The organism is Bacillus sp. FSL E2-8868 (assembly GCF_038005505.1).
GTDB classification, from domain to species: Bacteria; Bacillota; Bacilli; order Bacillales; family Bacillaceae_G; genus Bacillus_A; species Bacillus_A mycoides.
The window spans coordinates 2,016,791-2,029,993 of record NZ_JBBOTI010000001.1 but is presented as its reverse complement, the minus strand read 5'-3'; the positions used below and the strand labels follow the sequence as shown (position 1 = coordinate 2,029,993).

9 protein-coding genes, 2 pseudogenes and 1 other annotated feature are annotated in these 13,203 nt (G+C 33.6%); of the genes and pseudogenes, 2 read left to right on the top strand and 9 right to left on the bottom strand.

Annotation, left to right across the window (positions count from 1 at the left end; genetic code table 11):
- Positions 1-695: 695 nt before the first annotated feature.
- Together NSS74_RS10645 and NSS74_RS10640 are read left to right on the top strand one after the other, a co-directional pair.
- Positions 696-2,498 carry an ABC transporter ATP-binding protein gene (locus NSS74_RS10645; protein WP_061690141.1) on the top strand — a complete coding sequence of 601 codons (1,803 nt, stop codon included), beginning with the start codon at positions 696-698 and terminating at the stop codon, positions 2,496-2,498.
- On the top strand, positions 2,491-4,239 hold the full coding sequence (locus NSS74_RS10640) for an ABC transporter ATP-binding protein (protein WP_340813521.1): 1,749 nt from the start codon (positions 2,491-2,493) through the stop codon (positions 4,237-4,239). The genes NSS74_RS10645 and NSS74_RS10640 overlap by 8 nt, the downstream gene beginning before the upstream one ends.
- Positions 4,240-4,486: 247 nt before the next feature.
- On the opposite strand, the gene NSS74_RS10635 is transcribed toward NSS74_RS10640, so the two are convergent.
- The 9 genes and pseudogenes from NSS74_RS10635 to NSS74_RS10595 form a co-directional block, all read right to left on the bottom strand.
- Positions 4,487-5,293, bottom strand: coding sequence for a DegV family protein (locus NSS74_RS10635; protein WP_002013192.1), 807 nt, complete (start codon positions 5,291-5,293; stop codon positions 4,487-4,489).
- Between the two features lie 192 nt (positions 5,294-5,485).
- Positions 5,486-5,992 carry a DUF3189 family protein gene (locus NSS74_RS10630; RefSeq protein WP_002141972.1) on the bottom strand — a complete coding sequence of 169 codons (507 nt, stop codon included), beginning with the start codon at positions 5,990-5,992 and terminating at the stop codon, positions 5,486-5,488.
- 79 nt (positions 5,993-6,071) lie between these two features.
- Entirely contained in the window at positions 6,072-6,539 is a 468-nt protein-coding gene (locus tag NSS74_RS10625) for a DUF1453 family protein (protein WP_002032414.1), read from the bottom strand.
- 169 nt (positions 6,540-6,708) lie between these two features.
- Positions 6,709-6,789 (bottom strand): annotated as a pseudogene (locus tag NSS74_RS10620) (GNAT family acetyltransferase); the annotation flags it as partial.
- A 2-nt stretch (positions 6,790-6,791) separates the two neighbouring features.
- Positions 6,792-6,971: pseudogene (locus tag NSS74_RS10615) on the bottom strand (penicillin-binding protein); the annotation flags it as partial.
- Between the two features lie 113 nt (positions 6,972-7,084).
- A complete protein-coding gene (locus NSS74_RS10610; RefSeq protein ID WP_149190567.1) occupies positions 7,085-8,323 on the bottom strand; it encodes an MFS transporter in 1,239 nt (412 codons plus the stop codon).
- A 65-nt stretch (positions 8,324-8,388) separates the two neighbouring features.
- Positions 8,389-8,646: a binding site (T-box leader), on the bottom strand.
- Between the two features lie 175 nt (positions 8,647-8,821).
- On the bottom strand, positions 8,822-10,960 hold the full coding sequence (locus NSS74_RS10605; protein WP_340813519.1) for a penicillin-binding protein: 2,139 nt from the start codon (positions 10,958-10,960) through the stop codon (positions 8,822-8,824).
- 239 nt (positions 10,961-11,199) lie between these two features.
- Entirely contained in the window at positions 11,200-11,799 is a 600-nt protein-coding gene (locus NSS74_RS10600; RefSeq protein ID WP_149190569.1) for an undecaprenyl-diphosphatase, read from the bottom strand.
- A 273-nt stretch (positions 11,800-12,072) separates the two neighbouring features.
- The gene (locus NSS74_RS10595; protein WP_098636598.1) at positions 12,073-13,062 is read right to left on the bottom strand and encodes a zinc-binding dehydrogenase; all 990 of its coding nucleotides are present in this window, start codon (positions 13,060-13,062) and stop codon (positions 12,073-12,075) included.
- Between the last annotated feature and the right edge of the window lie 141 nt (positions 13,063-13,203).

Here is a 13,203-nt window from a genome sequence, read left to right as displayed (position 1 = left end):
CTACCATTTATGTATTTGTTTATATATACTTCTTTTTTATTTTTTAAAATCCTTTTATCTCCCTATGCAAGATTATTTATAGTATGAATTAGGATTGCCAATTCTGCATCAGGTTCATAAATAATAACTCAATCTTTAAGATTACCTGTGCCACTAGTGTACGCCACACTTAAAACCTTATTAATATGCATGGGGGCACCAACGTTTTACAGATTTCGTACGTTTAGATGAACCACCCTCTTTTCTCTAACTTTTGCGCTAGAAGTCTTACTCTGCCTGCTAAAGAGAGCTACACAAGGCCTCCCAGCTCCCACTTTCATTGTCTAACCTACATATCGATCTCCTGCCTTGTCAAAGAGTACTATACTTATAATTTCATTCCACATCCATATATTGACATTAATAATCATTCTCGATAAAATACCTAATGTAGAATATTCTAAATATATCAATTGGATTTATATAAGGACCTCAAAACAGAAAGGAGTTTCATTATGGTGACAAAAAATAAATTAACTGTACAAGGTTTTATGAATACTGGGCTTTATACAAGTATTTTACGCATATAAAAAAACAGCTATTTATTATTACTCATGACCCTGAACTGATTGCTCTTTCTTGTGATGAAACACTTGAAATTGCAAACGGACGTATAAAAGAAATTAAAACATTTACACTATAAAGGACGTGAAAATATGGAACATTATACACACCCTGCTCAAAAGAAACATTGGATTCACTCGATTTTACAATTTGCAGCTTCCTTTAGACACTTAATGATTATTTCTACTTTCTTAGCTATTATTAGCGTTATTGGTGGACTCGTTCCTTATGTAGCCATCTATTATATTCTTAAACTATTAATAGACGGTACCCAAACTATAAGTAGCATTAGCTATTGGATTTTCATTGCTACCTGTGGCTATTTCGTACAAACAGTATTTCATGCACTCTCAAGTTATTACTCACATCAAGTTGCTTACAGTATTTTAGAGAATATTCGTTTGCAATTAGCTGAGCGTCTCATGCGTGCGCCACTTGGACACATTATCAATCAACCTGTTGGTAAGATGAAAAATGTCATCGTTGATCGTGTTGAAACATTAGAACTTCCACTTGCCCATATTATCCCTGAAGGGCTATCCAATATTTTATTACCAATTGGTGTTTTTATTTATTTGTTAACAATCGATTATCGAATGGCATTAGCTACACTCATTACCGTACCAATCGCGTTCATGATTTATATGATCATGATGCGCAACTTTAATTCACAATACAAAAATTACATGGAGGCTAGCAACCACGTTAACAGTGTGATTGTTGAGTATGTAGAAGGAATTGAAGTCATTAAAACATTTAATCAAACAAACAAATCTTATAAAAAATTCTCTCATGCTATTACATCATTTAAGGATTACACATTAAATTGGTTCCGTAGCACATGGCCTTTAATGACTCTCGGGAATGCGCTCCTCCCCTCAACGCTTGTTGGAACACTTCCAGTCGGATTGCTTCTTTACCAAAATGGTACTATTGAACCAGCAGAACTTATTATCTCATTAACTTTATCGATGGGATTAATTCATCCGCTCATACAATTGACAACTTTCGTTAATGATTTTAAATCTATCGAATATGCAGTGAATGACACAAAGGACTACTTACATCTAGAAGCATTATCGGTTGCCCCTACTTACAATCTAGTACCAACTCACTTTCAAATAGAGATGAATCATGTTGCATTTGGTTACAACGAAGAACATACAGTTATCCGCGATCTATCGTTAATTATTCCTGAGCGTAACTATACCGCACTTGTAGGTCCGTCTGGTAGTGGTAAATCCACTATCGCTCGGCTCATAACACGCTTTTGGGATGTATCTGATGGAAGTATCAACATTGGTGGCATCAATATTAAAGATATTCATCCAAACGATTTCAGTAAGATGATTAGCTATGTTGCACAAGATAATTTCCTTTTCCGTACAAGTATATTAGAGAATATTCGCATGGGGAATCCCAATGCTTCAGACGATGAAGTTTTCCATGCAGCTCGCCTTGCTCGTTGCGATGAATTTATTAAATCATTACCAAATGGCTATCAAACGGACTCTGGTGAAGCTGGAAAAAAACTATCTGGCGGTGAAAAGCAGCGTCTTGCGATTGCTCGTGCTATTTTAAAGGATGCACCAATTATTATTTTAGATGAAGCAACAGCGTTCACAGATCCTGAAAATGAAGCTGAAATTCAAAAAGCATTTAATGAGTTAGCTTCAAATAAAACACTAATTGTTATTGCTCATCGATTATCAACGATTAAACACGCTGATCAAATTGTCGTCTTACAAAGTGGCAATGTTCATACTATGGGTACCCATGACCAGCTCTTACAAAGTAATAATTTGTATCAAAAACTATGGCGAGCACATATTGGTGCAAGTAAAAAAGACATTCAATCAGACTATGTAACTAAGGAGGGACATTCCAATGTTTAAGATTATAAAACGAATTCTGAATTGGACCGGTCCTTATAAAAAGCGCGTATATCTTGGGTTCGTCTTCTCATTTTTCCAAGCTATTTGTATTGCTTTACCCATTGTCATCTCTGCTAAGGGACTGCAATATATGCTCAATGACTATCATGGTACAAAAGAATTAACCTCACAAACAATTTGGTTACTCCTTTTTTTTATGGTGATAGCAATTTTAGGACGATTCCTCTTTTCTTATTTAAAAGCTGTTTATCAAGAGAGTGTCGGTTATGAACTCGCTGCATCACATCGCATTCAGCTTGGGAACACATTAAAAGGAGTTTCACTCGGCTTTTTCAATAAGTACCGTACAGGTGATATTAATGGTATTGTAACTACCGATTTATCATTTGTGGAAATGATGGCAATGAAAATGATTGATATTGTTGTAAACGGTTATATCATGACATTTACAATGATTTTATTCTTATTGTTCTACAACCCCATTATGGCACTTATTGCAATTGCTGGCGTTATACTATCTATGATCTTTTTACAATTACTACAAAAACATAGCCGGAAAAAGGCACCCGTACATCAACAAAGTCAACATGAACTCGTTAACAATACACTTGAATACTTACGTGGTATGTCGGTTGTAAAAAGTTTCAACCAAGAAGGTATAGCATCACGAAATATTAACAAGGCCTTTAAAAATAGTAAAAATGTTAACATTGAAATTCAAAAGTCATTCGGTATTTATAATGTCGGTCACCGTATGGGGCTGAAACTTGCATCAGTTTTACTTGTTCTCGTTGCTTCGTCACTTGTTTTATCCGGTGATATGGAGTTTTCTGACCTGATCTTAATCACACTATTTTCTTTCGTTATGTTTGATAGTATTGAACCAATTAGTGATGCCACACACGTTCTTGAAACAGTTGACAATATGCTAGATAAGCTGGATGCTATTGAACAAACAGAATTTGTCGATACAAAAGGTAAAGATATACATTTAAAACATTTTGATATCACGTTCGATCATGTTTCATTTAGCTATAGTGATCGCCCAATTATCCAAAATGTATCACTTCATATAAAAGAAGGAACAACAACTGCAATTGTCGGTCCGTCTGGTTCTGGTAAAACGACACTATGTAACTTAATCGCTCGTTTTTATGATGTAGATAAGGGGGCTATTACAATTAATGGTATGAATATTAATGAATTAAGTCTTCATACATTAATGTCATCGATTAGCACGGTATTCCAAAATGTTTATTTATTCAATGATTCTATTTATAACAATATACATTTTGGTAATCCTAAGGCGACGAAAGACCAAGTCATTGAGGCGGCAAAAAAAGCGCAATGTCACGACTTTATCATGTCACTTAAAGATGGGTATAGTTCTGTGCTAACAGATGGTGGATCTTCTCTATCTGGAGGTGAGAAACAACGTATTTCCATCGCCCGTGCTATCTTAAAAAACGCACCAATTATTATTTTAGATGAAGCAACCGCAAGCCTTGATCCTGAAAATGAATCGCTCATTCAATGTGCACTTGATGAGCTGACAAAACGAAAAACCACACTCATTATTGCTCATCGACTTGCAACAATTCAAAACGCCCATCAAATCGTTGTACTTGAAAACGGAAAAATTGTTCAAAAAGGAACACACGAAGAACTAATCCAACGTGAAGGTACATATCGTCGTTTCATTCGTATTCGTCATGAAGCAGAAAACTGGGTTTTAAAATAATTTCTCCTATTTGAAAGAAAAACGAGTATAAACCTAGATTCGGTTATACTTGTTTTTTTTCCTATTAAGCATGCCCTATTGCTTGTAACACAGCTTCATGAATTAATTCTGATAACGCAATAAAATCTCTCATGGCTTGTTTTGGAGAAACATCGATTTCTAAGCTTGATGGAGGTGTGTCGGGACCCCATTTTTGATTTAATTAAATAAAAATAAAAAACCCGCGAATTATTCACGGGTTTTCCTCTTAATAACTAATTGCTATTGTTCCTTCACCTGCATGAACAGCAAATGAAATCGGCAATGGATAAAGCTTGAAATCCATTTCAGGGAATGCTTGTTTAATATCTGAAATCCATTCTTCAGCTCCATTTTTATCGTTAGCATAGAACATATGAAGTACTTTTGGTAATTCTTTTTCAAGCTCATTTTTAATGTATTCTCTACATTTTTGGATTTTACGCACTTTCTTTTCAAGTAAAAGTTCTCCGCCTTTTACTTCTAAGATTAAGTTGACACTTAATAAACTTCCAAGTAAAAATTGAACTCCCTTTACTCGACCACTTGCATATAAACCTTTTAAGCTTTTTGGAAATACATAAAAAGGCCTTCTTTTTTCATCTACTAATGTTTTATGTATATCTTGTAAAGTCATACCATCATTGTATAACGTTTTAGCTTTTCTCAAAAGTTCATCCATTGGATAACTTGTCGTTTCACTATCTAATACAGTTAAAGGGAAACCTGCCATATCAGCAGCTAGCTTCATATTTTGATAGGTCCCACTTACTTTTCCGCTAATAGCAACTGCAAAGCCTTCTTCATATTCTTCTTTGCATTTAGTAAATAATTCTACCATTTCCCCTATGTTAGGTTGCGAAGTAGTAACTGTTCTTCCATCATTTAACGCTTCATAAAGACGTTTATGAACTCCTTCTTCACAATCCTTATAAGACACTCCATCAATAATAACTTCAATTGGGATAACAAAGTTATCACCATCTGTTGTAAAACTCGCAGTTGTACTATCAGTAAACCAAGCAACACGCTTCATGTTGTTCCTCCCTTATTCTGTTCCTCTTTTCTGACTTTTCTATATATTTATCTTACGAAAAGAGAATATCCCCTGTAATAGTAACAGGACTTTATTATTTTGGCTATAGTAGATGTAATAATAAATGTGAATGTTTTTTGTCTATTTATCAAAAAAAAGAAAACCACAACATTTCCCGGCCTTCTTTTAACATTACTTAAATGTTTCGTTATCTAAAATTACAACATAATCATTCGTCAATCGGCCAGCTTCTTTCGTATAATTAACAAGCCTTTGTATGTTATCACAGCTAAGTTTTGCTCCCCATACGAGTAATGGTACGCCGATAAAGTCGATGTGGAACCTTCTAGAAAACAGACCACCGAAAGTCATTGGTAAAGGAACTGTTGGTGATGTATTAGAAAAGATAATCTTTTCATGGCTATGATAATGTTTTTGCAGAATCTCTCCTAAATGCTTCATCGCAGGTACAACGACTTTGGATGCCCCGCACCCAATTGTATATACAGGGTTTTCATATTCATCTTGTCCATGAAAAATAATCTTTCCCATATCCTCTGTTTTCAATTTATTAAAGTAATCTACATTTAATATTTCTTCTTTCGTTAACTTACGATCTGTTGGTAATTTATTTAAATGATAAGCTGCAGCGAGTGCAGTTGAATGCGTTCCACCGAAATCTGTGTAAATGAATATCATATTATCATCCCTTGTTGTAAAAGTTCAATATTATTTAGTATTACCGTTCACAGCGTTGTTAAACAAGGGACGAATGTATTTACGCTTTTTGTGTTAATTCATTATATTTTTTCCAAATATAATAGCGTCTACTAATTACGGTACCTAATGTAATACATAAAAAGGCATTCGTTACAACCATTAATGTGTGGTGAGTACTGCCAGGAAACATACTTTGCTTAATCACGATTTTTGCACCTAAAATAACAAGGAGAATAATTGTACTTAACCAATTTCCTTTTCGTAATACATGACCTGTTTCACTATCTAATCGAAATGTTAAAGCTTTTCCCCTAATAACTCCAAGACCCAATCCAATTCCAAGCATTGCAACGAAGAGAAGTCCTTGCAATATATTTAATTGTCCCATATGAATAATGGACTGGATTGTTACAAAGCACAGCAAAGCCGGAATGAGCCAAATACGATTAATATTCACTTTGTATTCCTTACCTTGAATTAATACAATTATAAGAATGACAAGTAGAATAACAAATAGAATATCCATTTAGAGTCCTCCTATATACTTGTTTACCTTTGAAAATTATATTCGTCTCTGTTCATATCATACTTGAAATACGATAGCTACTTTAATTTGTATAATATGGAATGTGATCTCCCATCAGCCTTAAGCATAATTCATAAAAGTAAAAAGACGTACTTTTTACTCATACGTCTCCTACTACTTGGTCTTCATATATAGCTACTAGTTCAATTGCGGGATTTTCATATTTTTCTTTCGCTCTAAGTACATTGTCATTGAGGCAATTCCAAATCTTGTTTGTAGTGTATTGTTTATACATTCACTTCGGTTAGCATATCCAAATGAATTTTCATAGATAATATCATCATCTTTTTTTATTAAGACTACCCCAGAAAAATCTATATTCTGATGTATTTCTTTTACAATTTTCTCTATTTGATCTTTTGTTTTTATCATAATAACCACCCTTGTTTATTGGTATTGTTCTTTCCCCTTATTATTTTTCCATATATAGGGGAAAGAAACCTCCTATTCACCCACCCTTTAGTTTCAAATAAAAATCAAGGTAACTATTTCGATTTTATTGATTCAGCGGAATATATCTTAGACTGCGATGGTAATAAGGTAAACACGCACAATATGATAGTAATAAGTAGCATTACCAGTACTCCTACAATGACCACAAGTTGCATAGAAGTGAATTGAGTTGCAACGCCGGACAGAATCGTTATAAAAATTGTTAAAACAGCTATAATGAGCCCGTATATACTCCCGATTCGTCCCATCATATGAACCGGAACGTTATTTTGATAAAATGTGTAAAATCCTGTATTTGCATATGCCATAGAGAAAGATAGAATAAAGAATCCGATAGCAGCTATTAAAAACTCACTTGAAAAAGCATAAATCAAATATCCGATTGCAATGAATAATGATCCTATCCCAATTAGAAATGAAGGTGCTAATTTTTTTGATAAAATTGTATTTGTTATGGCTCCTAAAATAAAACCCGCTCCAGCGATACTAACTAGGAAGCCATACTCACTATCTGTTAACAATAAAACTTCTTTCGCAAACGATAGTTCAAGTGAATCTATAGCGGTAGCTAAAACCATCATCCCTTGAAATAAGAAGTAAACACAAACAATATACATAGATTTTTTACTAAAATTTAAAACTATGTTCCAATCTTTCTTTAATACAGTTAGTGAAAATTTATCATTGGATGTATTAGAATCGTCTTTTTTATCAAGATTAGGTAAAAGTAATGTAATGAACCCTGATAACAGAAATGCTATAGCATTCATATATATAGCAAACTCTGGTGTACCAGTTATTAATAATATCCCCGCTACTGCTGGACCAATTAAAAATGCACCAGATCCTATTAAACTACGTAGTGAGTTGAAACGTTGTCTTTGCTCTACTGGAATTAATTTCGTCATATATGTCATAGCAGTTGGTTCATAAATCGCACTGGCCATGCTTATAAAAAATACTAAGAGATAGACAATCCAAAGGGATGGAACCAAGGGTAAAATAGCGATAAATACTACTCGATATATATCGAGGTGAATCATTAACTTTCGTTTATTTAAACGATCTATCATACTTCCTGACCAAGCGTTTGTAAATAAAGTGGCTAATGGTTTTATCACATATAAAGTAGCGACAGCTAAGGCTGAGCCACCCATATTATAGACAAGTACATTCAGTGCGATTAAATAAATCCATGCACCTAAATTCGCAATACCAACTCCGGACAATAGTAATAAAGGATATTTCCAATCTTTAAGTAATTTTTTCACTTTAGGCACCCGCTTTCTAAATTGTTTTAAAACAATAAAAAAATCCCACCCCCAAGACTTAAAGTCTTAGGGACGAGATTTATCATCGCGGTGCCACCCTAGTTTGTTAATATGTCGCCATATTAACCTTATCAGGTACTGCACTATTTTCATGCTTATACCTTAGCTCTATAACGGGAGCTCCCGTCACACCATCCACTTTTAAAAGGTTCCGATGTGCTGCTCAGAGGCTTGATTCAATAAAGAATTTTTGCTCCTTTTCAGCTAAATGGAGCTCTCTGTGAAAAATTCATTTTATCTACTCTTCTCTTCACTGCATTTGGTTTTTCCATATTATCACATAACTATTTAACTGTAAATAATAAATAATCAGATATTTCAAGCTATGCCAATGTTAATAGTCTTATTTATTATTTTTTCTGAAAATTACGGTGCGTGAAATTAGTTGAATCTCTAAAAAAAAGAGCCAATTATATATAGGCCCTTCAAATTTCCAAATTAATTCGTGTTTGCCTCTACTAACGGTTGTAGCGGTGGTTCTAATTCTAGTTCTAAAGTGTCACCCTCTTGTAAATCTTGTCCTTTTTCAATACTTTGACTCGTTACATAGCCCATACCTGAAGTTTTTAAATCTAATTTTAATAGCTTGGAGAAATACATAACATCACGCATTGACCAACCTTTTAGGTTAGGCATTTTCACATTACTTCCTACTAGAAGTATGCGATCTCCTTCACTCATTACTTCGCTAGTCTGTGGATATTGTTTTATTATCTTTCCTTCTCCTAATAATACCGGCTGAAGTTTCTCTTTTTCTGCAATATTTTTTACAGTATCCATTGTTTGATTTACATAATTTTGTACTTTTATTTCAGATTGCTTTGTTGCATCTGCCATTTGCTTTTCTGTATATGGTTTCACTTTTAAATATTCTAGACTATTTTTCATAACTGGTTTAAAAATTTCAGCAAGAGGCTGAGCACCGTATTCATTCCCCTTTAATTTAGGTTGCTTAATGGCTAAATATACGACTAATTGTGGATCATCAATTGGAGCCATTCCTAAGAATGAAAAAATATAATTATCTTTCCCTTCCATATATCGTCCATTTTCAGGATTCGGAATTTGCGCTGTCCCTGTTTTACCACCAATCGGATAGCCATCAATTTTATACATCGTTCCCGTTCCTTTTGATGAAGTAATAACTCGCTCCATTAAGTTCCTTACCTCTTCTGCAGTTTCTTTTTTAATCGGATTCCCTATTTCTTTAGGTTGATTTTCCATAATAACTTGTTTATTTGTTGGATTTACAACCTTATCAACAATATAAGGTTGCATCATTTTCCCGTCATTTGCTATAGCTGTGGCCGCTTGTACGATTTGAATAGGAGTTACAGTTGAGCCTTGGCCGAAAGAAGTAGTAACTTGTTGAATTTGAGTATTTAACAATAATGTATTTTTACTTTCTCCAGGTAAGTCTATCCCTGTTTTTTGATTGAAACCAAATTTATTCATATATTGCTTGAATTTATTTGGTTTCAGTAACTGGTCTTCTAAAATAGAAAAAGCAACGTTCGATGACCGTTCAAACCCTTCATCAAATGTAATTGAGCCCCATCCATAGCCGCCATTATGATCTTTAATCTCTGCTGAACCAACTGCGTATTTTCCTGATTGGAAATATTCTTTCCCGTTATATACACCTTCATTAATTGCAGAAGCTAATGTAAAAACTTTCATTGTAGACCCTGGTTCGAATGCATTCGCAATTGGATCGTTTAAAAAATATTCAATGTCTCCCTTGTTAGGATTATAACTAGGCTTACTAGACATTGCTAAAATCTTACCTGTTTTTGGATCTGCAATAATTCCTACTAACATAGAAGGGTCATAGTGTTGCGCCGCTTTATTCATCGCGTCTTCTAAAAAACTATTAATTTGTTTATCAAGCGTAAGGTATACGTTATTTCCATTTTTAGCAGGTTCTACTTTTCCTATATCATTTGTAAGTGGGATTCCTTTTCTTGAACCTACATATGAAACATTACCATTTGTAGAGCGCAAATATTTATCCAAACTTTCTTCAAGCCCAAACTTCCCCACCGCATTACCTTTATCGTCTGGTCTTGCAAAACCAAGTATATACGAGGCGAAATCTTCATTTGGGTATACTCTGGCTTTTTCTGTTGTGAAAGATACACCTGGTATTTTCAAATTATTAATCTCTTCCTTCGCTTCTCTAGATAAGTTACGTCCAATTTTACCAATTTCAACTTGCGTACGTCCTTCGTGAAAATTTTTCATGATCTCCTCTTTATCAACTTCAAGCGCATCTGCTAAACGTTGTGTGGTATCTTCTTTATCTTTTAATTTATCTTTTCCTTTTAGGTTTACAACGATGCGATATGTCGTTGAGTCTTGGACTAATACTTTACCGTTTTGATCATAAATTGTCCCGCGATTTGCCTCTAAAACTCCATTTTTGTTTTGTTGTTCCTTCGCAAGATCCTTTACATTAACATTATGCACGACTCCTACTGCTTGAATATAAAATATACGTAAAAGCATAGTAAGAAACAAAACAATAAAAGCAATCATCATATATCGAGCGCCTTTATTCGTTTGAAGTTTATGCATACTAATCTCCTTTCCTTTACAATGCATTAATGCGAAGATGCACTACTAAATATGTTCTTTAATATAGTAGATACTATATTTTTCGAAGTTTTTTTACTAATTCCTCTATAACAATAAGAAAACCAGTTCTGTTGCTATTTATTTTTTATTAATTTTGTATTTTTTAATATAAAATACGGTGAGTGAAATTTTTCGAATCTTCAAATAAAAAGAACCTACTTTTTGGTAGGTTCTTAAGTTTACGCTATATGGTTATATTTCGCTAAAAATGGCAACCGTTTTGCTACTAGTGCATACATTTTGAAAATAAAACTTGCTAACGGTTCAAATATACGTGCGCTTTGCATCACTAATCCACTTGTAATAAATGTTAAGAACGCAGCACCCAGTATATCTAGAGGATAATGAACGCCTACGTACATGCGTGATACACCGACTAATATTGCCCATATTAACGCGATATATTTAAGTTTTTCTCCTCTTAGAATAAATACGAAAGCAATCGAAAATACGAGTACAGAATGATCACTTACAAATGATGAATCTGCTGCATGCGGTACTAATTGATTTACATGATGTGTTATAAAAGGACGCGGATGGTAATATACCGCATGTATAAGAACATTTACTAATAATGCAATACTAACTGAAAGTGTCGTATATAACACTGTATATTGTTTTCTAATTGCATTCTCTTTCTTTCCATTATTGAACCATAGGATAAGCATAAATAGAATAGCTACATATGCAGCACTATTTGTAATAGCGATCATTAGCGTATCTAATAGCTTGGATGATTCAGCAAAGTTATTAATCCATTGAAATACTGTGTAATTCATATTACTCTCTCCTTATTATTACTCATTGTACTTTAAATAAAGATACAAGTGTTCTTGATTTACACAGTATACAACATCAATATGAAAATGGGCTTAAACTTTTCTCATCTAATTCTCATTTTATTACTATTCATTTGACAATCGTGTAACTATTTACAAGAGCTAAGTATGTATAAAGCTTGTAAAACATTTTAAATAGTATGGTAAACACTTTATGCATGAATATAATACTTAACATGTTCATTTAAATATAATTTCTCTAAAATCATATTTTCATTCCATACGAAGGGCAATATTACCGAATTGTTCTCCTTGCTGCATTCGATTTAAAGCTTGAATTGCTTCTTCTAATGGATATACTTTATCAATGATTGGTTTAATATTATGTTCCTCTATAAAATGAATCATCGCATTAAACTCTTCACTGCTCCCCATTGATGTTCCCATAATATCGATTTGATTATAAAATAATGCTCGTAACGGTAATTCGATTTTATCTCCTGAACTTGCACCAAAGTTAACGATTCTTCCATTTGGTTTTAATATATCAAAATATTTTAAGAAAGTCGCCGGACCTATACTATCTATAATTAAATCCACTTTTTCTCCATGTAGGCACTCGTCCCAATTACCCGAACTATTAAAAGAAAAGTCTGCTCCATATTTTTCAGCAGCCTTTCTTTTGTCCTCTATCCTTGAAGTAACACTCACCTTTGCTCCAATTGCTTTAGCAAATAACATAGCATAAGTAGCTACACCACCGCCGATTCCCGGAATTAGGACATGTTCTTCAGGTTTTAATCTACCTTTTGTAAAAAGCGCTCTATATGCAGTTAATGCCGATAAAGATAAAACGCCAGATTCTTCCCACGTAAGATATGATGGCTTTTCCACTACATTTTCTGCTGGTACAATAACATATTCAGCAAATGTTCCATCTGTTGGTCCACCTAGTACTTCAGGTAACTCTGGTATTTCATGAGTATTATTCCATCCAATACTAGGGTTAATAATAACCTCGGTATGTAGTGAAATATTTGAAACTCCTTCTCCTAGTTCTATAACAATACCTGCACCATCTGACCCTAAAACTAATGGTAGTTCCATTTCTTTTCTATTATTCATTATAAATAAATCACGATGATTTAAACCTGCTGCTTTTAATTTCACTTTAACCTCTCCAATATTAGGAGTTATCTCAGGTGATAATTTATATTCTAAACCTTCTAATCCTTTTTTATGTTGATGTACAATAGCTTTCATTAATTATTCCCCCTTAATCCTTTCAATTTACTTTAAATGTCGAAATAAATAAAATAATTTGATTGCTAAGCATCAAAAAAGGAGGAAATACAAAATGTATTCCTCCTTTTAAAGAGTATTTTCAAAAATAATTTTTTACCT